The following is a 25,765-nucleotide window of genomic DNA, read 5'->3' on the forward strand; positions in this document are numbered from 1 at the left end:
ACTCAGCCATTCATGGGAATTTTCTCGTTCGGCAAGAAAGACGACGACGCGCCCACCCGGCGCGGCGGTCGTACCGGGGCCTCCCGGAACGTACGCAACGAGCGTACAGAGCGTACCGAGCGCGTCGAACGGCGCTCGCGCCGCACCGAGCAGCGTCCGGAATCGGACGCACTGCTCCTCGATCCGACCCTTCCAGAAAAGCAACGCGCGCGCCGGCGCCTCGTTGGCGCGATCGCGCTCGTGGTGGCCGCCGTCATCGTGCTGCCGATGGTGCTCGACTCGCACCCGAAGCCGGTGACCGACGACATCTCGATCGACATTCCGAACCGGCCGTCGCACCAGGCGGCCGCGCCGCGTGACGAGGACGCGTCCGACGTGCAGGCGGGCGTCGCGCACGACGAGCCGCCCGCATCATCCGATACGGCCGTGGCCGCGGCGCCTGCGCCCGCACCGGCAGCGAAGGACGCCGGCAAGCCCGCGGCGAATCAGGCCGCAAATCAGGCTGCAAACCAGGCCGTGACCCCGGCCGCGAACCCCGACACCACGACGACCGCAAGCGTCGCGCCGAAAGTCGCGCCCAAGCCGGCCGCGCCGAAGCCCGCACCTGCGTCCGCGCCCGTCGCGAACACGGCCGGCGCGGATGGCAGCGACGCGACGCCGTCGTCGCCGGCCGGTGCGCGGTTCGCGGTGCAGCTCGGGTCGTTCAAGGATGACGCGACGGCTCGCGCGTGGGCAACGAAGTTGAAATCGGCGGGCGTGCCCGCATATGTCGAGCATCGCAAGCAGGCTGACGGCAGCACCGCGGCACAGTTGCGTGCGGGTCCATTCGCGGATCGCGCGGCGGCGTCCGCCGCGATCGCGAAAGTGCGCGAAGCCGGGTTGACCCAGTAACGCGCAATGCTGACTGCTTTCGACTACGCTGTATTGGCGGTGATCGTGTTGTCGGCGCTGCGCGGTGCGTGGCGCGGCTTCGTGTCGGAGATTTTCGGGCTGATCGGCTGGATCGCGGCGATCGTGATCGCGAGCCGCTACGTCGGCTTTGTCGTGCCGTACGTGCCGGCGACCTGGCCGGGCGGCGCGTTGACGCAGTGGGTGCTCGCGTTCGCGCTGCTCGTGATCGGCGTCGTGTTCGTTGCCGGCGTCGCGAACGCGCTGTTGTCGCGGATCGCGCAGGTGACGGGCCTCGGCGGCATCGACCGGTCGCTCGGCATGATGTTCGGGCTCGTGCGCGGCGCGGTGCTCGTGGTACTGCTGGTCGCGGCAGCCGGGCTGACCGAGCTGCCCAAACAGGAATTCTGGCGCAATGCGCTTTTGCGTCCCGCTGCCGAACAGGGCGTGCATGAGCTGAAATCGCTCCTGCCCGACGGCATGGCCCAGTACGTGCGCGTGTGAGCGTGCGGCTGGCGCAGGAAGGAACCGTTTTTGTCATCTTGAAGGACATGCCATGTGCGGCATCGTAGGCGTTATCTCCCAATCCCCGGTCAACCAGCTGATCTATGACAGCCTGCTGCTGCTGCAGCATCGCGGTCAGGACGCGGCGGGCATCGCGACGGCGGACGGCAGCAATTTCCACATGTACAAGGCGAACGGCATGGTGCGCGACGTATTCCGCACGCGCAACATGCGCAGCCTGCCGGGCACGGCCGGTATCGGCCAGGTGCGTTACCCGACGGCCGGTTCGGCGTCGAGCGAGGCAGAAGCGCAGCCGTTCTACGTGAACGCGCCGTTCGGGATCATCCTCGCGCACAACGGCAACCTGACGAACTGGAAGCAGTTGAAGGACGAGATGTTCCGGATCGACCGCCGGCACATCAACACCAATTCCGACAGCGAGGTGCTGCTCAACGTGTTCGCACACGAGCTGCAGCTGTCGACGACGGGCCTCGAGCTCGACCCGGCCGCGCTGTTCAAGGCGGTCGCCGGCGTGCATCGCCGCGTCGAGGGTTCGTACGCGATCGTGTCGCTGATCGCCGGCCATGGCCTGCTCGCATTCCGCGATCCGTTCGGCATCCGTCCGCTCTGCATCGGCAAGCTCGAGACCGAGCACGGCACCGAGTGGATGGTCGCGTCGGAATCGGTCGCGGTCGAGGGCATCGGCTTCGAATTCGTCCGCGACGTGAAGCCGGGCGAAGCGATCTTCATCGATAACGCCGGCAATTTCCACAGCCAGCAATGTGCTGAGGCGCCGAGCCTCAACCCGTGCATGTTCGAGTACGTGTACCTCGCACGTCCGGACTCGTGCCTCGACGGCGTGCCCGTCTACAACGTGCGGCTGCGCATGGGCGACTATCTCGCAGAGAAGATCCGGCGCGAGCTGCCGAACGTGCCGATCGACGTCGTGATGCCGATTCCCGATTCGTCGCGGCCGGCCGCGATGCAGGTCGCCGCGAAGCTCGGCGTCGAGTATCGCGAGGGTTTCTTCAAGAACCGCTACGTTGGCCGCACGTTCATCATGCCGGGCCAGGCCGTGCGCAAGAAGTCGGTGCGCCAGAAGCTGAACGCGATGAGCATCGAGTTCAAGGACAAGCACGTGCTGATCGTCGACGATTCGATCGTGCGCGGCACGACGTCGCATGAAATCGTGCAGATGGCGCGCGATGCGGGCGCGAAGTCGGTGATCTTCGCGTCGGCGGCGCCGCCCGTGAAGTTCCCGAACGTGTATGGCATCGACATGCCGACGCGCGGCGAACTCGTCGCGCATGGCCGCAGCGACGAGGAAGTCGCGAAGATCATCGGCGCCGACTACCTGATCTATCAGGACGTCGACGACCTGCGCCGCGCGGTGCGCGACATCAACCCGAAGCTCGAGGGCTTCGAGGCGTCGTGCTTCGACGGTAACTACATCACCGGCCACGTGACGCCCGAGTATCTCGATTCGATCGAGCGCGCACGTCTCGCCCCGGCGTCGCAGGCCGATCGCGACACGAGCGGCGACACGGCCCGTTCGCAGATGAACCTGCAATTGTCGGTCGAGTGACGCCGACACACGCCGTCGTAGAGGCGTGATAGGATGTGGCCTTGCGTCGATTTGATATCAGCTTGCGGACGCGGGGCTTCATCCCAAAACAGCTAAAGCGAAGGCCGGCGGCAGCCGGCCCGAGTCGACCGCTGTCGTACCGCACCGAAGCCCGCTGATGCCGACGCATAGCGGGCTTTTTTGTTTGGTCTGGTCCGTGCGGCGCAGCACGGACATCGAAAACGGAAAACGGAACATGGACGACTCCCTCAACTTCGATACGCTTGCCGTGCGCGCAGGCACGCTGCGCAGCGACTTCAACGAGCATTCGGAAGCGCTGTTCCTCACGTCGAGCTTCTGCTTCAAGAGCGCGGCCGAAGCGGCCGAGCGCTTCGCGAACTCGGAAGACTATTTCACGTATTCGCGCTTCACGAACCCGACCGTGACGATGTTCCAGGAGCGTCTCGCGGCGCTCGAGGGCGGCGAGGCGTGCATTGCGACCGCATCGGGGATGGCGGCGATCATGTCGGTCGTGATGGCCGCGCTGCAGGCCGGCGACCACCTCGTCAGCTCGCGCAGCCTGTTCGGCTCGACGCTCGGCATGTTCTCGCAGATCTTCAGCAAGTTCGGCATCGAAACGACCTTCGTCGATCCGACCGACCTGAACGCATGGCAGGAAGCGGTGCGTCCGAACACGAAGATGTTCTTCCTCGAGACGCCGTCGAACCCGCTGACGGAGCTCGCCGACATCGAGGCGATCGGCAGGATTGCGAAGGGTGCGAATGCGCTGTTCGTCGTCGACAACTGTTTCTGCAGCCCGGTGCTGCAGCAGCCGCTGAAGCTCGGCGCGGACGTCGTGATGCACTCGGCGACGAAGTTCCTCGACGGTCAGGGCCGCGTGCTCGGCGGCGCGCTGGTCGGCTCGAAGGAATTCATCATGGGCAAGGTGTTCCCGTTCGTGCGCAGCGCGGGGCCGACGCTGTCCGCGTTCAACGCGTGGGTGCTGCTGAAGGGGATGGAGACACTGTCGCTGCGCGTCGAGCGCCAGTCGGCGAACGCGCTGGAAATCGCGCAGTGGCTCGATTCGCATCCGGCCGTCGCGCGCGTGTTCTACCCGGGGCTCGAATCGCATCCGCAGCATGAACTCGCGAAACGGCAGCAGAAGGCGGGCGGCGCGATCGTGTCGTTCGAGCTGAAGGGCGACACGCCGGAGCAGCAGCGCGCGAATGCATGGCGCGTGATCGACAGCACGAAGCTGATCTCGATCACCGGCAACCTCGGCGACACGCGCACGACGATCACCCATCCAGCGACCACCACGCACGCGCGCATCACGCCGGAAGCGCGCGCGGCGGCGGGGATCACCGAAGGGCTGATCCGTCTCGCGGTCGGTCTCGAGAACGCGACCGACCTGCGCAACGATCTCGCGCGCGGCCTCGACGGCTGAGCGCGGGTAGATCGTAGAGATCGTCGGCGGATCGCGGCGTGGCGCTCGCCACGCCGCGTAGAACCGTTCAGGCGTGCACGACCGGCGTGACGCGCATCGCGTCCACCATCCAGCGCAGCGTCTCGTCGAGCGGCGTGACGGGCAGCTCGCCCACCACACGCCGCAGCTTGTCGCGCGAGCCGCTCAGGCTCTTTACTTCGTTGTGCCGCACGAAGCGCGGGTCGACCTTCACGTCGATCACGTAGCCTGCGATGCGCGACAGCATCGCCAGCACTTCCTTCAGCGAATACGCGCGTTCCGCGCAGACGTTGAACGTCTCGCCGGCAGGGGCGGCTTCGATCAGCCGCAGATAGGCGGCCGTCACGTCGCGCACGTCGGAGAAATCGCGGCTCACGTCGAGATTGCCGAGCGAGATGCGCGATTCGTTGCGCGCGTAGTGCGCGGCGAGCTTCGGCAGCAGGTACGCTTCGCTCTGGCCGACGCCCGTGTAGTTGAACGGGCGTGCGATCACGATCGGCAGCCGGTCGGACCAGAGCCTCGCCGCATATTCCATCGCGAGCTTGCTGACCGCGTAATCGTTCGCGGGCGCCGGCACGACGCTTTCGTCGAGCACGCCGGGCGTCGAATTGCCATAGACGTTCGCGCTGCTCGCGAGCAGCACCGCGGACGGGCGGCGGTCGAGGCCCGCGAGCGCGGCGAGCAGGTTGCGCGTGCCGGCGATGTTGACCTGGTAGGTCAGCGCGGGGTCGTCCTGCGTGACGTGCGCGCGGGCCGCGAGATGCACGACCGCGTCGGGCCGCGCGTCGGCGGCAGCCGCGCGCAGCGCCTGCGCATCGAGCAGGTCGACCGGCAGCAGCGTGCAGCGCGCGAGGGCCGGATCGTCGGGCCGCGGCGCGCCGGGCGCGACCGTGCCCCATACCTCATAGCCGGCCGCTTCGAGGCGTTGCGCCATGTAGCGGCCGGTGAAGCCGGTCAGGCCCGTGACGAATGCACGGCGTGACAGGCGTTCAGTACGTGTCATGGTGACGGTTCCGCGTCAGGTCGGCTTCGACCATCATCTGGCAAAGCTGCTCGAGTGTCGTCTGCGGCGCCCAGCCGAGCTTGGATTTGGCCTTGTCCGCGCAGCCGATCAGCAGGTCGACTTCCGCCGGCCGGTAGAACTTCGGATTCACCTCGACGAGCACGTCGCCCGTCGACGCGTCGAGGCCGCGCTCCTGTTCGCCCTTGCCGGTCCACTCGATCTGGTAGCCGGCGGCCGCGAACGCCATCCGCACGAAATCGCGCACGGTCTCGGTGCGGTTGGTCGCGAGCACGTAGGTGTCGGGCTCGTCGACCTGCAGCATCCGCCACATCCCTTCGACGTATTCGAGCGCGAAGCCCCAGTCGCGTTTCGCGTCCAGGTTGCCGAGCTCGAGGCGGTTTGCCTTGCCGAGCTTGATCTTCGCGACGGTGTCGGTGATCTTGCGCGTGACGAATTCACGGCCGCGCAGCGGCGACTCGTGGTTGAACAGGATCCCGCTGCTGCCGAACAGGCCGTACGACTCGCGGTAGTTCACCGTCGTCCAGTGCGCGAACAGCTTCGCGACGCCGTACGGGCTGCGCGGATAGAAGGCCGTCGATTCCGTTTGAGGAATCGCCTGCACCTTGCCGAACATTTCGGACGTCGAAGCCTGGTAGAAGCGCGTCTTCGGGGTGACGACGCGGATCGCCTCGAGCAGGTTCAGCGTGCCGAGGCCCGTTACTTCGGCGGTGGTCGACGGCTGGTCGAACGACACGCCGACGAAGCTCTGCGCGGCCAGGTTGTACACCTCGTCCGGCTGCGTGCGTTCGAGCAGGCGCAGGCTCGAGCCGGCGTCGGTCAGGTCGTGTTCGACGAGCGTGAGGTTCGGGTGCGTGTCGACGCCGAGCTCGGCGATGCGCCAGAAATTGACCGAGCTGGTGCGGCGATAGGTGCCCGTGACCTGGTAGCCCTTGTCGAGCAGCAGCTTGGTCAGGTAGGCGCCGTCTTGCCCCGTCACCCCGGTAATGATGGCCTTGCGAGTTTGGCTCATGGCGATGTCCTAGTCGAAACGATGAAGAAAATCAGGCAGTGGTGCGGACGGCCGCAGGCAGCACGCCGCGCGCGGGGCCGCGCGTCAGGCGCCGCTCGAAGCCGTACCAGGTCGCGGTTGCATACGCGAGCGTGATCGCGAGTGCGAGCGCTGCGGTCATGTAGCGGTTCAGGTGCAGCGGCCAGAGCGCATACAGCACGCTCAGGTGGATCAGGTACACCGTGTAGCTGATGGTGCCCACGTAGACGAGCACGGGGTTCGTCAGCACACGCTGCACGAGGCCGCGGCCGCGCAGCGCGATCACGACGATCGACGTGCACAGCAGCAGCGAGACGCTGTAGAGCGCCGCGTTCGACAGCGGCGTGTTCGCCGCGCGGAAGCGCGGGAACGACAGGTGCAGCCAGCCGAGGATCGCGAGCGCCACGAGCGCGCCCGCAACGGCGAGCGGATAGAACGGATCGAGCGCGCGCCGGTCGCGGCGCAGCACGATCGCGAGCAGCGCGCCTGCGGCGAGCAGGTCCATGCGGAACGGCGTCAGGTAGTAGATCGGCCAGAACGAGTCGAACCACGGTGTCGCGATCGCGCGCAGGATCGGCGCGATCACGATCAGCGCGGCCGCGATCCACAGCAGCGCACGCTCCGAACACCACAGCACGACGAACGGCCAGAAGATGTAGAACTGCTCTTCGACCGCGAGCGACCACAGCACGTTGAGGCTGTCGTGGCCGACGCTGCCGAGCGACAGCCCGATATTGGTCGAGAAGAACGCGAACCACGGCCAGTGCGGCAGCCAGCTCGCGCCGAACAGCACCGTCGACACCGCGAGCAGCAGCACGTACGGCGGCAGGATGCGGCGCACGCGGCGCGCGTAGAAGTGGCTGAAGTACGACTGCCCGCGCGCCTTGCGGTCGAGCAGGATGCCGGTGATCAAAAGGCCGCTCAGCACGAAGAACAGGTCGACGCCCATCCACAGCGGCGCCTTCAGCGCGTGCTGCAGGAATACGGCGCCCACGGCGATCGCGCGCAGCCCGTCGAGCTGCACGATGCGGCCGTGTTGCGGCACGGGAGTGTCGGCGGTGCGCGGGACCGTCATCGCGCCGCTCCTTCGCAACGGGCCGCGTGTCGCGCGGCGCATCGCGCATTCGATGCGTGAACGTAATGCATGCCTTTAAATGAAATATCGAATCGAAATCGATTCTAGGGAAAAGAAATCGGCAAAAAAACGCACGCTATTTTCCTGACGAAAAACATTCGATATCCATTCATTTCACCGCAGCGGAATTTTTTTACGGCGGCGGTGCGCGGCCGGCCTGCGAAATGCGGCATTTTCTACAGATCCGACCCCGCCGTGCGGTCGTTATTGCCGCCTTTCGGTGCCTTCCAGGATGGGTTCCGGTTCGATATTCCACTCAGAAACATCCCCAAATATTTCCAAATTTCTTGTGATTATTTTTGCTTGTAACCTGCATCGCGTCGTTTGAAACCCATTTAGCGATACGGCATTCGCGGCCTGCGGCCGCCCTGCCTGATCGCTGAAGCATCGAGTGGAGAAGCGCATTGCAACGTCTGATACTGGCCGCCATCGCGATGGGTGCGGCATGGCTGACGTGGGCCGCGCCGGCCGAAACGGTGCTGCCCGCGACGACATCCTGGATCGGCAATACGTACGGCTATGGTGACGGCAGCTGGACGCAGATCGATATTCGCGCGATCGCGGTGACGCCCGACGGCAAGGTATATACGAATGCGCCGTGGGACGAGAGCGGCGCGGAGGCGAGCGTCTACCAGGACGGCAAGATGCTCGGCTTCGCCGGCGGCACGCACGGCTGGGGCAACCTGGGCGGCAATGCGGTCGCGGTGAACGGCAAGTATGCGTACGTCGCGATCGGCGTCGGCAACGAGCGCGGCCACCTCGTGTCGCCCGGCATCTGGCCGGAGAAGGGCAAGCAATGGTTCGGCATCTCGCGGCGCACGCTCGGCGACATGAAGCAGCCCGCGCCGTTTCGCGCGGCGCCGCAGGTAGCGCCTGGCGGGCGCGCCGATGCCGGCCGCGCGCGGATGGCCGCGAGCTTCATGATGGTCAACGAGGTGCCGGCCGCCGCGCGGCCGGAAGTGGGCGCGGTGAAGGCGGAAGTGGGCGGCCTCGCGGCCGACGACAAGACGCTGTTCGCGACCAACCCGACGCATGACGAAGTCGACGTCTACGACGCCGAGACGATGCAGAAGAAGGGCACGTGGAGCGCACACGAGCCGGGCCGCATCGCGCTCGCCGGCGACGGCACGCTGTGGCTCCTGACCGATACGCTCAACGGGCCCGCGCATCTCGTGCACGTGCGCGCGGACGGCCGCAAGCTCGATGATGGGCCCGCGCTGCCGGAGAACACCGATGCGGTCGACGTCGCGGTCGACGCGAAGGGGCGCGTGCTCGTCGCCGACAACGGGCCGCGTCAGCAGATCCTGATCTTCTCGAAGGGCGGCAAGGGCTACACGTTGTCCAGCACGCTCGGCGAGCGAGGTGGCATCTTCGCCGGTCCGGTGGCCGGCCGGCCGGGCCCGCAGCGCTTCAATGGACTGACGGGCGTGGGCGTCGATCGCAGCGGCAATATCTACGTCGCGACGAACGGCATCGGGCCGCGTCACGACACGATCGGCGCGGGCCTCGGCGCCGTGCTCGAGAGCTACACGCCGGACGGCAAGCTGCGCTGGCAGGTGCAGGGGCTGCTGTTCGTCGACGGCGCGTGGATCGACCCCGCGCGGCCGAACAGCGTGTACACGGGCAACAAGCGTTTCGAGCTCGACCTGTTGAAGCCGGCAGGCCAGGAATGGAAGTACGCAGGATTCCTGTCGAACCGCTTCAAGTATCCGGACGATCCGGTGTTCCACACCGATCAGTGGCCGGGCATGCCGATCGCGCGCCGCCTTGACGGCCGCACGTTCCTGTACCTGACCGACATGTACGCGGATCACCTGAAGATCTACCGCTTCGATCCGAAGCGCGACGGCGAGGTCGCGATCCCGTCGGGCCTGCTCGCGGGCCGCGCGCGGCCCGTCGACAACGTGCCGAACAAGCCGCCGGGCGGCGACTGGATCTGGCGCGACGCGAACGGCAACGGCCACCTCGACGCCGACGAGTTCGAGACGAACACGACGGCCAAGGCGAAGGCGGGCGGCTGGGGCTGGTGGGTCGACACGAAGGGCGACATCTGGCGCACGAGCGACGTGCGCGGCATCCACCGGTTCCAGTACGGCGGCGTCGACAAGGCCGGCAACCCGATCTACGCGTACGACAAGGTCACGACCTATCCGATGCCGCAGCCGTTCACGCAGCTGCGCCGCGCGATCTACGAGCCGCAGACCGACACGTTGTACGTGACGGGCTATACGGCCGACGCACCGCCGCAGCCGGGCATCAACAAGGAAGTCGGCCGCGTGCTGGTCCGCTACGACAAGTGGTCGACGGGCTCGCCGGTGGTGCGCTACACGGTCGCGCTGCCGTGGCAGCTCGACGCGAAGCCGATCCTGGACCTGATCGGGATCACGGTCGAGGGCCGCTACATCTTCACGGTGGAGCCGGTCGGCAAGATCCACGTGTACGACAAGGAAACCGGCAAGGAGCTCGGCGTGATGAACCCGGGGCCGGAAGTCGGCAGGGCGTCGGGCTGGGTCGACGTGCCGTTCGGCATCAGCGCGACGAAGCGTGACAACGGCGAGTACCTCGTGTTCGTCGAGGAAGACGCACGCGGCAAGGTGCTGATGTATCGCTGGAAGCCGTGACGGGCGGCAAGCGCAGCGGCGCAGCCATCGTCATCACGCAGCTCATCACGCAGCTCATCAGGCAGCACAGGGCGGGAGCATGGACAAAGGTATTCTGAAGAACGTTTCGATCAATTTCATCGGGCTGATCCTGCCGACCTTCGTGTCGCTGGTGACGGTGCCCGCGTACATCCACGCGCTGGGCGTCGAGCGCTACGGCGTCGTCAGCCTCGTGTGGACGCTGATCGGCTATTTCGGGATCCTCGATCTCGGGATGAGCATGGCCGCGCAGAACCACATCTCGAAAGCGCTCGCGAGCGGCGACGCGGACGAAAGCGCGCGCGTGTTCTGGAGCGCGTTCTGGCTGAACCTCGGCACCGGCATCGTGGGCGGGCTGCTGATCTACTTCGGCGCATTCGTCTACACCGCGTATTTCACGAAGGTGTCGGCCGACATGCAGCACGAGGTGTATCTCGCGCTGCCGTGGCTCGCGCTCGCGATTCCGCTCGCGAACGTGTCGTGGGTATTCGCCGGCGCGATCAACGGCGCAGAGCGGTTCGGCGTGTTCAACACGAACCAGACGATCGGCACGTTCCTGTTCCAGCTGCTGCCGCTCGGCGCCGCGTGGTGGATCGCGCCGAACCTGCAGACGGTGCTCGCCGCGGCGGTCGTCGCGCGCCTGATCGCGGCGGTGATGCTCGGCCAGGCGAGCATCAAGGTGCTCGGCATCCGGCGCATCGATCCGCCGCAGTGGGGCACCGCGAAGGGCTTGTTCAACTTCGGCGGCTGGATGCTGATTGCGAGCACGACGAGCATGATCGCCGACACGCTCGACCGCGTGATGCTCGGCGCGGGCATGGGCGCGAAGTTCGTCACCTACTACACGGTGCCGCAGAACCTCGTCACGCGATTGAACATGCTGCCGAACGCGCTCGTGCGCACGCTGTTCCCGCGCCTGTCGGCGGTCGGCCGCGACCATGCCGATACGCTCGCGCGCCAGTCGCTCGAATTCCTGAACGGCGTGTTCACGCCGGTCGGCATCGTCGCGATCTTCGCGCTCGCGCCGTTCCTGACGCTGTGGGTCGGCCCCGATCTCGCCGCGCATTCGGCGCCGGTCGGCCGCGTGCTCGTGATCAGCGTGTGGCTCGTCGGGCAGGCGAGCGTCACGCGGATCCTGATCCAGTCGCAGGTCAACCCGGCCCGCGCGGCATTCGCCGGGCTCGTCGAGATGCCGTTCTTCGTCGGCGGCCTGTGGTTCGGCATTCATCACTTCGGGCTGATCGGCGCGGCTGTCGTCGTCGCCGCGCGCGCGCTCGTCGACTACGGCGTGCTGCTGTACCTGTCGGCGATCCGGATGCGCGCGATCGTGCTCGACATGGCCGCGCATCTCGCGTTCCTTCTGGCGAGCCTGTTTCTCGCGCAAGCGTGGCCGGGGCTCGTCGAGTCGATCGGCATGTGCGCGATCGTGCTGGTGCTGAATGTTGCGTGGTCGCTCACGATGACGCCGGGGCTGCGCGCGCTCGTGCGCGACCTGTTTGTCCGTCTCAATGCGAGGAGAACAGCATGAATCGCGATCTGGCGGAACACGCCGTATTGAATGTGGCCGCGGCCGATGCCGCCGTGGCCGAAGCCGGCGACGCCGTGCGGCGCCGCTCCTTGTCGGTCGAACGGGCGTCCGCGCGCCATCCGGCCCGGCCGCTGCGCGTGGCGATCGTCCACGACTGGCTCGTCACGTACGCGGGCGCCGAGCGGGTGCTCGAGCAGCTCGTCGCGTGCTTTCCGGACGCGGACCTGTTCAGCCTCGTCGATTTTCTCGATGACCGCGCATTCGTGCGCGGCAAGCCGGTCACGACGACGTTCATCCAGAAGATGCCGTTCGCGCGCACCAAGTACCGTAGCTATCTGCCGCTGATGCCGCTCGCGATCGAGCAGCTCGACGTGTCCGACTACGACCTCGTGATCTCGAGCAGCCACGCGGTTGCGAAAGGCGTGCTGACCGGGCCCGACCAGGTGCACATCAGCTACGTGCATTCGCCGATCCGCTATGCGTGGGATCTGCAGCACCAGTATCTGGAGCAGTCGAATCTCACGCACGGGCCGAAATCGCTGCTCGCGCGGATGATCCTGCATTACATCCGCAACTGGGATACGCGCACGGCGAACGCGGTCGACGGCTTCGTCGCGAATTCCGCGTTCATCGCGCGGCGGATCAAGAAGGTCTACCAGCGCGACGCCGCGGTGATCTTCCCGCCGGTCGACGTCGACGCGTTCTCGCTGAACACGGTCAAGGAGGATTTCTACCTGACCGCATCGCGGATGGTGCCGTACAAGAAGATCGACCTGATCGTCGAGGCGTTCTCGAAGACGCCCAAGCGAAAGCTGGTCGTGATCGGCGACGGCCCGGAAATGCAGAAGGTGCGCGCGAAGGCCGGCCCGAACGTCGAGGTGATGGGCTACCAGCCGTTCGCGGTGCTGCACGACCGGATGCGTCGCGCGAAGGCGTTCGTGTTCGCGGCCGAGGAGGATTTCGGCATCTCGGTCGTCGAGGCACAGGCGTGCGGCACGCCCGTGATCGCGTACGGGAAGGGCGGCGCGCTCGAGACGGTGCTCGATCCGCAGTCGGCCGCGCAGCCGACCGGGCTGTTCTTCGACGAGCAGACCGCGCATGCGATCGTGTCGGCCGTCGACGAATTCGAGCGCGCACCGCAGCGCTTCACGCCGGATGCGTGCCGTGCGAACGCGGAGCGGTTTTCCGCGGACACGTTCCGGCGGCGCTTTCTCGACTATGTCGAGGCGGCGTTGCCCGGCGCGAGCGCGCCGCGCGGCGCCGGCGGCGTGCCGATGGCGGCCCCGCGCGGCCCCGCGACGCTCGTGCTCGACCAGAGCGGCGTGCTCGGTGGCGCCGAGCTGTCGCTGCTCGAGATCATGAAGCACATGCGCGCGAACGCCGACGTGCTGCTGTTCGACGACGGGCCGTTTCGCGTGGCGCTCGACGAGATCGGCGCACGCGTCGACGTCGTCGAGCAGGGCGCGCTCGCGGGCGTGCGCAAGCAGGGCGGCGTATCGGCCGGCGCGCTGAAGCAGCTGTTCCGGCTCGTGCGCGACGTCGCGCGCCGCGCGCGCCGCGCCGACGTGATCTACGCGAACACCCAGCGCGCGATGGTGGTGGCCGCGCTGGCCGGGCGGCTCGCGCGCAAGCCGGTGGTCTGGCATCTGCGCGACATCGTCAGCGACGCGCACTTCGGCCGCAAGCAGCTGCTCGCGATCAAGCATTGCGTGCGGTTCGGCGTGACGCGGGTGATCGCGAACTCCGATGCGTCCGCGCAGGCCTTCCGTGCGCTGACCGGGTTCACGCCGCAGCACGTCGACGTCGTGTTCAACGGTATCTCGGCCGAGCCGTTCGACGCGCTGGCCGGCGTCAGCCAGGCCGTGCTGCGTGCGCGCTTCGGCCTGCCCGAGCACGCGTGGCTGGTCGGCTCGTTCAGCCGGCTCGCGCGCTGGAAGGGCCAGCACGTGCTGCTGGAGGCGGCGGCGAGCCACCCCGACATGCACGTCGTGCTGGTCGGCGCGCCGCTGTTCGGCGAGGACGACTATGCGGCGCAGCTGCACGAATTCGTCGCGCGGCACGGGATGGATGCTCGCGTGCATTTCCTCGGGTTCCAGCGCGACGTGGCCGCCTGCATGAAGGCTGTCGACGTCGTCGCGCACACGTCGATCACGCCCGAGCCGTTCGGGCGCGTGATCGTCGAAGGGATGCTCGCGCGGCGGCCGGTCGTCGCGGCGCGCGCGGGCGGCGTGATCGAGATCATCGAGCACGACGACAACGGGCTGCTGTGCGAACCGGGCGACGCGCATGCGCTGGGCGATGCGCTGACGGCGCTGCAGACGGATCGCGCGCTGCGCGAGCGGCTGGTCGCGAGCGGCCACGTGACGGCGCTGCGCCGGTTCGGCACGAAGACCTACGTGGAGCAGGTCGAGAAGATCCTCGCGGATACCGCGCGCGCGGCGAAGAAGCGGTAGTGCGTCGCATGCGCGGGGCGGAAGTCTGGCCCCGGCTGCTGGCGGCATGGTGAAACGGCCCCCGCGCGGCGATGCGCTGCGCGGGGGCTTTGTTCGTGCTCGGGGAGGCTGGCGGGCCGTGTTGAAGGTGTTAAAAACCCCCGCGCGGCGATGTGCCGCGCGGGGGCTTGTTCCCGGCCTGAACGGCCAGACTGCGGTCAGATCGCCCGTTCAGGCGTCGGCGTGACGACCCGCGTGCCGCGCGACGGCTTGAAGCTTGCCGACCACAGCATCGCCGGCCGTTCGACCAGCCGGTAGAACAGGTAAGCGACCGGAATCGCGAGCACGACGAACGCGAGCGACGGCCAGATCGACAACTGCAGCTCGGAGTGGAACAGCACCGAGCACAGGCAGACGAACAGCGGCAGGTGGATCAGGTACAGCGAGTAGCTGAAGTCGCCGAACCAGCCGAGCACGCGCAACGGCGCCGTCTGGCGCGGCGGGCGGGCGAGCGCGCGGTACAGGAAGCACGCGAAGCCGGCCGCCCACAGCTGGAACGCGCCGTACTGGCCGAAATGGAACGCGGCGCAGCCGGCGCCGAGCAGCACGGCGGCCGCCGCATACCACGCGCGCGACGGCGCGGCGGCCGCCTGCGCCGTTTGTGCTGTTTGCGCCTGCTGCGCACGCACGTCCGCGATCCACGCGCCGATCGTCCACGACAGCCAGTACGACGTGAAGAACTGCAGGTCGTGCCGCTCGAGCAGCCACGCGGACGCGGCGTTGACGAGCGCGACGATCGCCAGCACGGCCGGCATGCCGATGCGCCGGCGCACGGCGAACAGCAGCGGATAGATCGCGTAGAACTGCACTTCGAGCGACAGCGTCCACAGCGCGCCGTTCGAGCCGTACGTATAGCCGGCGACGCCCTGCAGCGAGAACAGGTTCACGACGAACGGCACCAGGCCGATATCGCGGATCTTGTGGCTGACGGGCTCGATCTGCAGGCTGATCGAGTCGAGCGCGAGCGTGAACAGCAGCGCGGCGAGCAGCACCGGATAGATGCGCGCAAAGCGGCGCGCCCAGAAGTTCGGCGCGTTGAGCCGGTACGCGGGATCGGCGGCGAGCTTGAGCGCCGCGTTGCGGTGGATGCAGTAGCCGCTGATCACGAAGAAGATCGGCACGCCGGCCGAACCCCATCCGAACGGAAAGGTCAGGTAGCCGACGATCGCGCTCGGGTCGAGCGCATGCCCGTAGGCGCGGTGAAAGCTCTGCATCCCGACCCAGACGACCTGCCGGCAGTGGAAATAGGCAACGAGCAGCGCTGCGAAGCCGCGCATCGCGTCGATCACGTGCTCCTTGTGATCGGGGGCGGGCGGCGCATTCAATGTCGATCCGCTGAAAGCTTGCATGCGATTCGGTTCCTTGCGACGAATGGACGGATGATGCAATCGTAATCCGCAAGAATTCCGTTCAACGAATAAAAAAATCCCGCCGTGAAATAAAGGCATTTCACGTGATGGTTTTATGCCGGCCAGATATCGGTTTCACGATGGGGCCAATTATTTGTCGATTTTTTTCTGATAGTTTGAAGCTCCAGTTGATTGATGCAAGGAGCGGCAAGATGGACATGCACTGGATCGCAAGCGCAGCGGTATTGCTGGTAATGGCCGTACTGTCGGCGTACCGCGACGCGTTGAAGAACGAGCCGATTCGACCGGGCTTCGAGCGGGGCGGCGTGCCCTATATCGAGGAATTCGAATCGTAAGATTTTGTATCCGGAAAATCGGTAAATTGTCGCTGGTCGGTGAATCGTACCGGCAATATCGACCGGTTTGGCGGCGATTATCCGTGAATTCGGATTGATAGGACGACGGGGCCATATCGCAAGGCGGTGACGAATATATTTCCGACTCGTCACCGGATTACGCGGCGCCGTCCGGAAAATTATCGTGTCGCGTCGTGGAATGGCGCGGCGCAATCAACGCAATCAGGAAGCGATCATGTTGAAAGTTACCAAGGCCGTGTTCCCCGTTGCCGGTCTCGGCACACGGTTCCTCCCGGCGACGAAGGCGAGCCCGAAAGAGATGCTGCCTGTCGTCGACAAGCCGCTGATCCAGTACGCGGTCGAGGAAGCGATCGACGCCGGCATCACCGAGATGATCTTCGTGACCGGCCGCAGCAAGCGCGCGATCGAAGATCACTTCGACAAGTCGTACGAGATCGAGGCGGAACTCGAGGCGCGCGGCAAGGAAAAGCTGCTCGAGCTCGTGCGCGGCATCAAGCCGAGCCACGTCAACTGTTTCTACGTGCGTCAGCCGGAAGCGCTCGGCCTCGGCCACGCGGTGCTGTGCGCGGAAAAGCTCGTGCACGGCGAGCCGTTCGCGGTGATTCTCGCCGACGACCTGCTGCATGGCGAACAGCCGGTGCTCAAGCAGCTCGTCGACGTGTTCAACCACTATCACAGCTCGGTGATCGGCGTCGAAACGATCGCACGCGAGGACAGCCGTTCGTACGGCGTCATTGAAGGCCGCGAGTGGGAAGAGGACATCATCAAGCTGTCGGGCATCATCGAGAAGCCCGCGCCCGAGGATGCGCCGTCGAATCTCGGCGTGGTCGGCCGCTACGTGTTCATGCCGACGCTGTTCGATCACCTGCGCAAGATCAGGCCCGGTGCGGGCGGCGAACTGCAGCTGACCGATGCGGTCCAGTCGCTGCTCGCGCACGAGCAGGTGCTCGCGTACCGCTACTTCGGCACGCGTTTCGATTGCGGCAGCAAGATCGGTTACCTGAAGGCGACCGTCGAGCTCGCGCTACAGCATCCGGAAGTCAGCCGCGAGTTCGAGGCATACCTGCGCACCTGTCTGCCCGCGCTGGCTGCCGTCGCATAAGCTTTCTTCGCATCACGTTTCAGGTGGTGGTTGTTCCGTTGGCCCCGGTTCGCTTCGCGCGCCGGGGCATTTTTGTTGGCGGGCGCGACCGTCAGCGGGCCGGCTTGAGCGTGTCCGCGACGAACGCCGCGACTGCCTTCCGCGCTTCGGCCGCAGCCTTCTGGTCGTAGCCGAGGGTCGCGCCGCGTTCGACGCATGCGTCGGCATACGAGAACGGCCGCTTCGTGTCGGCGTTGATGAGCTGCCCAGGCGCGTTCTCGACGATCCGGCAGTTGCGCAGCGTCTGCGCTGCCGGCAGCGTCACGGGCGGATCGAACGCGCGTCCGTCGAACAGGTGCGCGGCGCCCGGATATTCGGTCATGCGAATGTCCTTGCCCGCGGCCTTCAGTCGCCCGACATACGCGCGGCACGGCGCAATCGGCGCGTAGTTGTCGCCGGTGCCGTAGAACACGCGTATCGGCTGCGGGACGACCTCCTCGTCGTCGCGGTAGGTGAACGGGCAGCCGGGGTAGAACGCGACATAGGCGGCGAAGCGGGCCGACGACGCGGCGTGCATCTGCTGGAACCGCGCGAGGCTCGCGTACAGCGCACTGTTGCCGCCCCGGGAGAAGCCCATCAGCATCACGCGGCCCGCGTCGATCCGCGGATGCCGCGCCAGCACCGCGAGTGCGCGATACGCATCTTCGATTTGCGCGAGGCGCCCGAGCTGCGACTGGTCGTCGTTGACGCTGACGAGGCCGCGGGGCGTGAAGCTGTCGATCACGAAGGTGGCGACGCCCATCGCGAGGAGATCGCGCTCCCAGTCGGTCACGTAGCCGCCGATGCCGCCGGACCCATGCAGCAGGATCACGAGCGGCAAGCGCTCGTTGCCGGCGCGCGGCAGGCGCAGTTCGCCGGCGATGGTCACGCGCGGGCCGTCTTCGTGGCCGGTGAGGAACGCTTCGTCGGTCATCGTCAGCGACTCGAACGGGATCACGTCCATCCTTGCCTGCGCGTGGCCGGCATGCGGCAGCGCGGCGACGAGCGTGCAGAGCAGGGCCGGCGCGACGCGGCGCAAACACGCGCAAAGGCTTTCAGGCGTAAGCATGTCGACGTCCTTGTTGACCGCGTAACGGCGAGCGTCCCGCTGCTGAAAGCGTAGTGCATCGCCGGCCGAGCGCAAGGCGGCTGCGATTGGCTGCGATCGGCCGCCAACCGCCGGCCGTCGTCAGCGCGCCGACGAACGCTGCGGTGCCGAAAAATGCCGTGCGAGCCGTGCGGCGGCCGGCTTCTTGTAGTCGAGCAGCCGCTTTTCCAGATAACGCCAGGATAGATGCGCGAGCAGCACCGCGAGTCCGAACTGCAGCGTCTCGGGGATCGCGACCTGCATGAACTGCGGCAGCCGCGCGCGTGCGAAGAGCGCCGGCATCACGCCGAAATGCGCGGGGATCAGGTTGTGGAACAGGTAGAAGCCGTAGCTGACCGTGCCGAGGTACACGAGCGGCGCCCAATCGAGCAGCGCGACAGCGGGATGATCGGGCTCGGTGACGATCCACAGCAGCAGCGAGCCGAGCGAAGCGGACAGGCCGAGATCGGCGAGCCCTTCGACCGCTTCCGGCAGCGCGACGCACGCGGGCAGCACGAGGAAGAACACGACGCCCGCCGCGCCGAGCCAGCCCGGCGGGATCCGGCGAGACACGCGCGGGCCGTGGTCGGCGAGCGTCATCGCGCCGATGCCGCCGAGCGCGATCAGCGCGAAATTCCACGGCGAGAACGCATAGATCAGCACCGGCGACGCATCGGCGAGATAGAGCGCGAGATGTGCGGCTGCGCACACCGCGACTGCTGCGATGCCGAGTGCGACGTGCCGCGACGCGGGCATCGCGAGCAGCGTGAGCGGCGCGATCAAGTAGAACTGCTGCTCGACGGCGAGGCTCCAGAAGTGCGACGTGGAGCCCGGCCAGCCGTCCCTGACGACGCCGATCCAGAGGTTCGACAGGAAGATTGCATGCCACGCGAGGCCGAGGTTCACGCCGCGCTGGTAGAACAGCGCGTGCGCGATCGCGAGCGCCGCGAGCAGCAGGTAATAGACGGGGAAGATCCGCAGCGCGCGCTTCACGACGAACAGGCAGAACGCATGGCGGCGCGTCAGCGTCCCGTGTTCGATCGCCTGCCGGTTGCGGTGCAGCTCGCCGACGATCAGGAAACCGCTGATGAAGAAAAACGTCCACACGCCGAGCTTGCCCACGTCGATCGCGAGGACGTGGCCCTTGTGGGACAGGAAGACGAGGATGACCGCGATGGCTCGCAGGCCGTCGAGTCCTTTGACGTATCTGGCTTCGCGCATGAGGGCGTCCGGGCATTGAGCGGGCCCAGTATAGGCGCGCAAATATCGAACGTAATTCCGGATTCGACGCATACGTGAAGGCGTTTTTTGCAGTCCGGCGCGCATCGAAGTCTGCGGTGCGCAACAAAACCTGCGGAAAACCCCGGGAAAACGCACAAAAGTACTGCACGAAGCGTCACGGCGCTTGTAGAATCCGGCGTTGAAGCGCGCGCATTGTGCGTTTCATGTATCCAACGACCACACCTGGTAGGAGAAACATGGCGACTTCCGCAAAAAAGGTGGCCACGAAGGCTGCCGCACCGGCCAAGAAAGTGGCTGCAAAAAAAGCAGCGCCCGCGAAGAAAGTAGTGGCCAAGAAGGCCGTCGTCGCTAAGGCAGCCGCCGCTCCGACGCCGCTGAAGGACAAGTTCACGAAGGCTTCGCTCGCAGTGCACATCGCTGAGCGCGCAGCTGTCGAAGTGAAGGCGGTCAAGGCAGTGCTGGCTGCACTCGAGAACGTCGTGCTGGGCTCGGTCCACAAGAAGGGCGCAGGCGAGTTCACGCTGCCGGGTCTGCTGAAGATCACGGCACAAGCCGTGCCGGCGAAGAAGAAGCGCTTCGGCAAGGATCCGTTCACGGGCGAAGAGCGTTGGTTCCCGGCGAAGCCGGCCAGCGTGCGCGTGAAGGCACGTGCGCTGAAGAAGCTGAAGGACGCAGCTGCGTAAGTGCGGCGCGACAGGCGCCGGCCGTGTGCCGGCGGCTGTGGCGGTGTCCGACGATCCCCGTGCGCGCAAGCGCATGGGGATTATTTCTTTGTGGCTTTCGTGGTGGCTTTCGTTGTGGCGCGAGACGGCTATAGTCTGTCATCCGAAATGCTGCGATGGAGCGGGTGCAACGGGCTCAGCCGTCCTGCGGATCCACTGGCGTCTCGAGATTGAGCTGATAGAACGCCGCATCCAGCCACCGGCCGAACTTGAAACCGACCTGCGTGAGCGTGCCGGCATGCGTGAATCCCAGCCGCGTGTGCAGCGCAACGCTGCCGGCATTGGTCGCGTCGATGCAGCCGACCAGCACGTGCACCTGCGCATCGTGCGCGCGGCGGATCAGCTCGCGCAGCAGGCGCTCGCCGAGTCCGCGGCCGCGCTGTGCGTGATGCACGTACACGCTGTGTTCCACCGTGTACTTGTACGCAGGGAACGCGCGGAACGTGCCCCAGCTCGCGAAGCCCAGCAGGCGGCCGGACGCGTCGACCGCGCCGACGACCGGAAAGCCGCCCGCGCGCTTCGTCGCGAACCACGTGGCCATCGCCTCCGGAGGGCGGGGCACGTAGTCGTACAGCGCCGTCGAATTGACGATGGCGTCGTTCAGGATCTCGAGGATGGCCGCCGCATGCTCGGCCTCGCTGCAATCGATCAGGCGCACGTCGTCGTGCGGTTCGGAGGGGTTCATTCAAGCTCCTGTTGGCGGGAGGTAATGTCGCATGAGCGGCGGATTCGGCGCGGCAAGCCTTGGCGTGCGCGCCGTTCGTGATGATTCGTCAGGCGCTCTTCGCGCCGCCCGCAGCGTGTCCGTCGCAAAGCGCGACGACGTAGCGCGCCGGACGTGACGCCGGGTTGCTGAAGATCAGCGGTTGATCGAGCCGCATCGCCAGGCAGTCGCCTTCGCGAAGTTCGTGGAGCTGATCGCCGAGCGTGACGTCGACGCGCCCGTCGATCACCCAGACCTGCTGATGCATTGCGCCCTCGCGTCCGCCCGTCTCGTATGCGACGCGCGCACCGGGCGGGAAATTCACCTCGACGAGCTGGATCGGCGATGGCCAGCCGGGCGGCGACAGATTGCGGCGCACGTAGCCGGACTCCGGGTCGCGCCAGTGCGATTGCTGCGCGCGCCGCACGAGCGGCAGGGCGGAGACGCCTTCGCGCTCGCCGTCGAACAGGCTCGCGAGCGTGACGCCGAGACCGGCGGCGAGCTTGTCGAGCACGACCGCCGTCGGGCTCGCGGCGCCGCGCTCGATCAGCGAGATCATCGACCGGCTGACGCCGCAGCGCGCGGCCAGCGCATCGAGCGTGTGGCCGCGCATCGCCCGCAATTCGCGTACGCGACGGGCAATGCGCTCGTTGACGTCGGTGTCGGCATCGGTACCCGTGGACACTGTGGGCTCCAGCATAATGAATTGTGCGTCTAGTATAGTAGAAATTGGCAGCGCCAGAAACTTCGCGAGATGTGAGCCTGGCCGCGCTCGTCGCGCGGATCGCTCGCCGAGCTGCGCGTCGTGTTGCCCTATGCGAATTGATGCCGAGCGCCTGACAGGGCGTTCCGGAAAATGCGTGCGAGCATCCGTTCAATCGCGGCGCACCCGATCATCCGGTTCCCGGTAGCCAGCGCAGCCGCCTGCGTGACGATATGCAGCGTCAACTGACCGCGCGCATCGAACCACGGCACCCAGAGCGCGACGATGTCGCCATCGGCGACCAGCGCGATGCCCGCTTCGGATCCCATCGGCACCGTTTCGGCCCACGCGCTCGCGAGGATGGGCTCCGGCGCATCGCCGATCACGCGTGCACCGTTCAGCACGTCGAGCAAGGCCGCATGGTCCTGCGCGCCGATTGCCGCGCGCAACTGCTCGACGACGCGCCGCTGCCGCGCCGGATCGGCCGACTTCGGCGGGGCACCGGCGCGCGCGAGACGCGCTTTCGCGCGATGGACGATCTGTCGGCAATGGACCGCCGGCTTGCCGATTGCCGCGCCGATCGTCGCGTAGTCGCAGTCGAACGCTTCGCGTAGCAGAAATGCCGCGCGTTCATCCGGCGAAAGCCGATCGAGCAGCAGCATCAGTCCATAGGACAGTTGTGCGCCGTCCATCACGCGGGCTTCCGGGGACGGCACCAGCGCATCGATCCACGGGGCCGGCAGCGTGCCGCTCTGCCGCGCCAGGCGTTCCGTTCGCAGTGCCCGCAACCGGTCGATCGACAGCCGGGTGACGACCGTCGTCAGCCATGCGGCCGGCTGCCGGAGGCCGGCGGTATCGGACGCGCACCATTTCAACCATGCCTCCTGTACGACATCCTCGGCTTCCGCGTGACAGCCGAGCATGCGATACGCGAGAGACAGCAGACGCCCGCGCTGGACCTCGAAAATGTCGAGGGAAACGGGAGAGTGCCGATCGGTCCGGGGTTCAGCCATGCTGGGTGCTCCATTCAAGGTGGGCCGGCGCAGCGAGTCTGCCAGAACGCCGGGGTTCACGCGCCATCAAGCCGGACGTGTCGACGCTATGCACGGGCTTCGCGGCCAGCATGGGGACGTTCCTGCTGGCTGCAGGCCGAAAGGGCAAGCGCTACGCGTTGCCGAACGCGCGAATCATGATCCACCAACCTTCGGGCGGCAGCCAGGGCACTGCGGCGGATATCGAGATTCAGGCGCGGGAAGTGTTGTATCAGCGTGAAAGGCTCAACGCGATACTGGCGGATTGCACCGGGCAGAGCGCGGCGCAAATCGAGAGCGATACCGACCGCGACAACTTCATGTCGGCGAATGAGGCGAAGCGCTACGGCCTGGTTGACGATGTGCTGACGGAGCGCGTGACGGCCTGACGTGCGGTGCTATCGATAGCCGAGGCGCCGACGCATGAAGCGGTGCCCGGCGTTCGCCTGCGATGAACAAAAAAAAGCCAGCCACGGCCGAAACCGATGACTGGCTTTCCAGTTCGGCGCGATGGCGTCGCGAGACGCCATGCACGCCGGGTACGTCGTTTTTAGAACTTGTGACGCAGGCCGAGTGCGACCAATTCCTGCGAGCTCTTGCCGCCGTAGCCGTACGAGCCGATCGATGCTTGTGCGGATTGCGTCGTCGCGCCGTCGACACGCTGCGTGCCGCTGGCGTGCTGGTAGCCGCCGATCAGGTAGACGTCCGTGCGCTTCGACAGCGAGTAGTCGGCGCCCAGCGAGACCTGGTGGTACTTCGCGTCCGTGTCGCCGCTCGCCTTCGTGTAGGCGTAGCCGACACCCAGCAGCAGCGCCGGCGATGCCTGGTAGTTCACGAATGCGCGGCCGGTGTTGAACTTCTCGGTCGAACCGAATGCCGACAGGCTGTCCGACTTGTACTGCGAGTTGCTGTAGCCGAGGCCGAACGTCACCGGGCCGATTGCGTACTGGCCAGCGACTTGCGCGATGTTGATCGCCTTCGCCGTTGCGTAAGCACCGACGATCGGGTTGTTCGAGGCGTCGAGGCCGGTAGCCGTCGGGCTCGTCCAGCCACCCGTGCCGTCCGCAGCGATCGTGCGCGTATTGCCGTTCTGCACGCGCAGGAAGCCGGCAGCGATGCCGATCGGACCGTTGTTGTAGGCAGCCGCGGCACTCCACGTCTGGCCCTGGCCCGGATGGCCTGCCACGCCGCCCAGCGCGTACATGCCTTCGAACTGCAGGCCAGCGAAGACCGGCGACACATACTTGACAGCGTTCTGGACGCGGATGCTGTTGTCGTTGTTGTCGACGTCACCCGGCGTTGCCATGATGCTGCCGAAGTAGTTGTCACCCGTCACGGCCTGAACCATGTCGACGGTCGGGTCGTATTGGCGACCCAGCGTGAGCGTACCGTACTGAGCGTGGTCGAGACCGACGTAGGACTGACGGCCGAACATGCGGCCACCCTGGTTCAGCTTGCCCGTACCGACGTCAAAGCCGTTTTCCAACTGGAAAATCGCCTTCAGGCCACCGCCCAGATCTTCCGTACCCTTCAAGCCCCAGCGCGGGCCTTGCAGGTTGCCCGACAGCATCTGCCACGAGTTGATCGCCTTGCCGCTATTGCCGTGGACAAATGCGATCGACGTATCGATCACGCCGTACAGCGTCACGCTCGATTGAGCGTGAGCAGCGCCGGCAGCGCCGAGCAGGGCGAGCGAGAGGGTAGACAGTGCGAATTTCTTCATCGTTGAGTTTCTCCACGCAGTGATTCGTGATTCGTTATCGTTGTTGCGGATTGGAGAATAGCGCAGTGCCATACACGCAAGAAAGATCAAAAAATAAAGTGTCTCGAAAACATCACAGCGTCGAAAAAGCCATACAGATCAAGCACATCAACGAATGTTTCTATTTTTGAAATAGTTGACAATTGCTGCATTGCGATTGTTGTGGGGTCTGATGTCTTGCGCGCGACGCACGCGGATTCCGCGCTGCGGGACCAGGAATCCGGTGGTGGCAAACGTTTGCGGTCGCGCGGACGGGCGCGACGGGTGTAAACGCAAGGTCACGCGCGCCGCGAATTTACGGTAGAGCGACCGGAACGACACGGTTGCGGAAACATTCTGGCTCGCGTAGGTGGGTCGGTCAGCGGATCGGTCAGCGGGTCGGCAGGCGGCGAGGCACCGCCGCCCCGATGCGTCACGTTCCGTCCGACCGGTCGCCGGCGGCCGCATCGGCACGTGCATCGCCACGCGCATCTGCCGCATGCGAATGCGCGGCGCCGCGCGCCGCCGCGAATTCCGCGCCGAGCAGCAGCACGGCGGCCGAGAAGTACAGCCACATCAGCAGGACCGCGAACGATCCGGCCGCGCCGAATGCGCTCGCGGTGCCTGCGTGCGCGAGGTACAGCGCGAACAGCTTCTTGCCGGCGGAGAACAGGATCGCGGACACGCTGCCGCCGATCGCGGCGTCGCGCCATGCGACGCGCGCATCCGGCAGGAACTTCATCAGCGCGGCGAACGCACCCGCAAGAACCGCGATGCCGACGACGAACTGCAGCACGTTGGTGATCGCGATATACGGCGAGTTGCCCCACAGCCACGTGCCGACGAACGTGATCGCGGTGTCGAGCACGAGCGACACGATCAGCAGGAACGCGACGCCGAGCACGAGCCCGAACGAGATCAGGCGCACCCGCACGAGGCCAAGAACGCTCGACCAGCGGCTCCCGGTGGCCGGCCAGATCACGCTGAGTGCGGTGTTGAGCGACGAGAACGTCGCCGACGCGCCGATCGCGAGCGCAGCGAACGAGATCAGCGCTGCGATGCCGCCGCGGTCGCCGCTGCGGTGCGCGTTCTGCACGATGGTCTGCACGCTCGCCGCGGCATCGTTGCCGATCAGCTGGTGCGCCTGCTCGAACACCTGGCCGCGCGCGGCATCGTCGCCGTAGAACCAGCCGGCCACCGCGATCACCATCACGAGCATCGGCGCGAGCGAGAACGCGGAAAAGAACGCGATGCTCGCGGCCATCGCCGAGCAGCGGTCGGACGAAAAACGCTTGAACGCGGTCAGCGCCCAATGGGCCTGCCGTCTGGCGAGACGTGTTGCTTCCTGAACGGGAATCGGTGGTTTCATGGCGTGTCGGGGCGCGATGCGGGATGCCGGCAATCGCTGGAAATCGGACAATTCA

The 25,765-nt window shown here is 66.4% G+C and carries 21 protein-coding genes and 1 pseudogene; 11 read left to right on the forward strand and 11 right to left on the reverse strand.

Annotation, left to right across the window (positions count from 1 at the left end):
- Positions 1–12: 12 nt before the first annotated feature.
- The 4 genes from DID96_RS05850 (at position 13) to DID96_RS05865 (ending at position 4,403) form a co-directional block, all read left to right on the forward strand.
- Positions 13–891 carry an SPOR domain-containing protein gene (locus DID96_RS05850; protein ID WP_124598316.1) on the forward strand — a complete coding sequence of 293 codons (879 nt, stop codon included), beginning with the start codon at positions 13–15 and terminating at the stop codon, positions 889–891.
- A 6-nt stretch (positions 892–897) separates the two neighbouring features.
- Positions 898–1,392 carry a CvpA family protein gene (locus tag DID96_RS05855; RefSeq protein ID WP_124598317.1) on the forward strand — a complete coding sequence of 165 codons (495 nt, stop codon included), beginning with the start codon at positions 898–900 and terminating at the stop codon, positions 1,390–1,392.
- A 52-nt stretch (positions 1,393–1,444) separates the two neighbouring features.
- Complete coding sequence (gene purF, locus DID96_RS05860; RefSeq protein WP_124598318.1) at positions 1,445–2,977, forward strand: amidophosphoribosyltransferase; 1,533 nt, start codon at positions 1,445–1,447, stop codon at positions 2,975–2,977.
- A 235-nt stretch (positions 2,978–3,212) separates the two neighbouring features.
- On the forward strand, positions 3,213–4,403 hold the full coding sequence (locus DID96_RS05865; RefSeq protein ID WP_124598319.1) for an O-succinylhomoserine sulfhydrylase: 1,191 nt from the start codon (positions 3,213–3,215) through the stop codon (positions 4,401–4,403).
- A 67-nt stretch (positions 4,404–4,470) separates the two neighbouring features.
- Here the strand turns inward: DID96_RS05865 and DID96_RS05870 are convergent, their stop codons facing one another.
- From DID96_RS05870 to DID96_RS05880, 3 genes are read right to left on the reverse strand one after another with little or no spacing between them, the layout of a single operon-like run.
- Positions 4,471–5,424, reverse strand: coding sequence for an NAD-dependent epimerase/dehydratase family protein (locus tag DID96_RS05870; protein ID WP_124598320.1), 954 nt, complete (start codon positions 5,422–5,424; stop codon positions 4,471–4,473).
- Positions 5,411–6,454, reverse strand: coding sequence for a GDP-mannose 4,6-dehydratase (gene gmd, locus DID96_RS05875; RefSeq protein WP_124598321.1), 1,044 nt, complete (start codon positions 6,452–6,454; stop codon positions 5,411–5,413). Before gmd ends, DID96_RS05870 begins: the two co-directional genes overlap by 14 nt.
- Before the next feature lie 31 nt (positions 6,455–6,485).
- Complete coding sequence (locus tag DID96_RS05880; RefSeq protein WP_124598322.1) at positions 6,486–7,547, reverse strand: acyltransferase; 1,062 nt, start codon at positions 7,545–7,547, stop codon at positions 6,486–6,488.
- A 494-nt stretch (positions 7,548–8,041) separates the two neighbouring features.
- Between DID96_RS05880 and DID96_RS05890 the strand changes: the two genes are divergently transcribed.
- The 3 genes from DID96_RS05890 (at position 8,042) to DID96_RS05900 (ending at position 14,227) form a co-directional block, all read left to right on the forward strand.
- Entirely contained in the window at positions 8,042–10,228 is a 2,187-nt protein-coding gene (locus tag DID96_RS05890; protein WP_185732188.1) for a hypothetical protein, read from the forward strand.
- A gap of 79 nt (positions 10,229–10,307) precedes the next feature.
- Complete coding sequence (locus DID96_RS05895; RefSeq protein WP_124598325.1) at positions 10,308–11,774, forward strand: flippase; 1,467 nt, start codon at positions 10,308–10,310, stop codon at positions 11,772–11,774.
- Complete coding sequence (locus tag DID96_RS05900) at positions 11,771–14,227, forward strand: glycosyltransferase family 4 protein (RefSeq protein WP_185732180.1); 2,457 nt, start codon at positions 11,771–11,773, stop codon at positions 14,225–14,227. The genes DID96_RS05895 and DID96_RS05900 overlap by 4 nt, the downstream gene beginning before the upstream one ends.
- 197 nt (positions 14,228–14,424) lie before the next feature.
- Here DID96_RS05900 and DID96_RS05905 read toward each other — a convergent pair whose 3' ends face one another.
- The gene (locus tag DID96_RS05905) at positions 14,425–15,615 is read right to left on the reverse strand and encodes an acyltransferase (protein WP_124598327.1); all 1,191 of its coding nucleotides are present in this window, start codon (positions 15,613–15,615) and stop codon (positions 14,425–14,427) included.
- Between the two features lie 212 nt (positions 15,616–15,827).
- Here DID96_RS05905 and DID96_RS38205 point away from each other — a divergent pair, with 212 nt between their 5' ends.
- A complete protein-coding gene (locus DID96_RS38205; RefSeq protein WP_185732181.1) occupies positions 15,828–15,971 on the forward strand; it encodes a hypothetical protein in 144 nt (47 codons plus the stop codon).
- Between the two features lie 235 nt (positions 15,972–16,206).
- Positions 16,207–17,094, forward strand: a complete 888-nt coding sequence (gene galU, locus DID96_RS05910) for a UTP--glucose-1-phosphate uridylyltransferase GalU (RefSeq protein WP_124598328.1) — start codon at positions 16,207–16,209, stop codon at positions 17,092–17,094.
- Between the two features lie 91 nt (positions 17,095–17,185).
- On the opposite strand, the gene DID96_RS05915 is transcribed toward galU, so the two are convergent.
- Entirely contained in the window at positions 17,186–18,181 is a 996-nt protein-coding gene (locus tag DID96_RS05915; protein ID WP_124598329.1) for a dienelactone hydrolase family protein, read from the reverse strand.
- Positions 18,182–18,301: 120 nt separating this feature from the next.
- Positions 18,302–19,420 carry an acyltransferase gene (locus DID96_RS05920; RefSeq protein ID WP_124598330.1) on the reverse strand — a complete coding sequence of 373 codons (1,119 nt, stop codon included), beginning with the start codon at positions 19,418–19,420 and terminating at the stop codon, positions 18,302–18,304.
- Between the two features lie 257 nt (positions 19,421–19,677).
- Between DID96_RS05920 and DID96_RS05930 the strand changes: the two genes are divergently transcribed.
- On the forward strand, positions 19,678–20,124 hold the full coding sequence (locus DID96_RS05930; RefSeq protein ID WP_124598332.1) for an HU family DNA-binding protein: 447 nt from the start codon (positions 19,678–19,680) through the stop codon (positions 20,122–20,124).
- 175 nt (positions 20,125–20,299) lie between these two features.
- Here DID96_RS05930 and DID96_RS05935 read toward each other — a convergent pair whose 3' ends face one another.
- The 3 genes from DID96_RS05935 to DID96_RS05945 all read right to left on the reverse strand — a co-directional run bounded on the left by DID96_RS05935 (position 20,300) and on the right by DID96_RS05945 (position 22,582).
- On the reverse strand, positions 20,300–20,848 hold the full coding sequence (locus DID96_RS05935) for a GNAT family N-acetyltransferase (RefSeq protein WP_124598333.1): 549 nt from the start codon (positions 20,846–20,848) through the stop codon (positions 20,300–20,302).
- Between the two features lie 88 nt (positions 20,849–20,936).
- Positions 20,937–21,566, reverse strand: a complete 630-nt coding sequence (locus tag DID96_RS05940) for a helix-turn-helix domain-containing protein (RefSeq protein ID WP_124598334.1) — start codon at positions 21,564–21,566, stop codon at positions 20,937–20,939.
- Between the two features lie 113 nt (positions 21,567–21,679).
- On the reverse strand, positions 21,680–22,582 hold the full coding sequence (locus DID96_RS05945) for a sigma-70 family RNA polymerase sigma factor (RefSeq protein WP_124598335.1): 903 nt from the start codon (positions 22,580–22,582) through the stop codon (positions 21,680–21,682).
- A gap of 65 nt (positions 22,583–22,647) precedes the next feature.
- Between DID96_RS05945 and DID96_RS05950 the strand changes: the two are divergent.
- Positions 22,648–22,989: pseudogene (locus tag DID96_RS05950) on the forward strand (ATP-dependent Clp protease proteolytic subunit); the annotation flags it as partial.
- 161 nt (positions 22,990–23,150) lie between these two features.
- Here the strand turns inward: DID96_RS05950 and DID96_RS05955 are convergent.
- Both DID96_RS05955 and DID96_RS05960 read right to left on the reverse strand, forming a co-directional pair.
- Positions 23,151–24,323 carry a porin gene (locus DID96_RS05955; protein ID WP_124598336.1) on the reverse strand — a complete coding sequence of 391 codons (1,173 nt, stop codon included), beginning with the start codon at positions 24,321–24,323 and terminating at the stop codon, positions 23,151–23,153.
- A 451-nt stretch (positions 24,324–24,774) separates the two neighbouring features.
- A complete protein-coding gene (locus tag DID96_RS05960; protein ID WP_124598337.1) occupies positions 24,775–25,710 on the reverse strand; it encodes a YihY/virulence factor BrkB family protein in 936 nt (311 codons plus the stop codon).
- Positions 25,711–25,765: the final 55 nt, after the last annotated feature.

The sequence above is a fragment of the Burkholderia sp. Bp8963 genome, from assembly GCF_003854275.1.
In the GTDB taxonomy this organism is placed as follows: Bacteria; Pseudomonadota; Gammaproteobacteria; order Burkholderiales; family Burkholderiaceae; genus Burkholderia.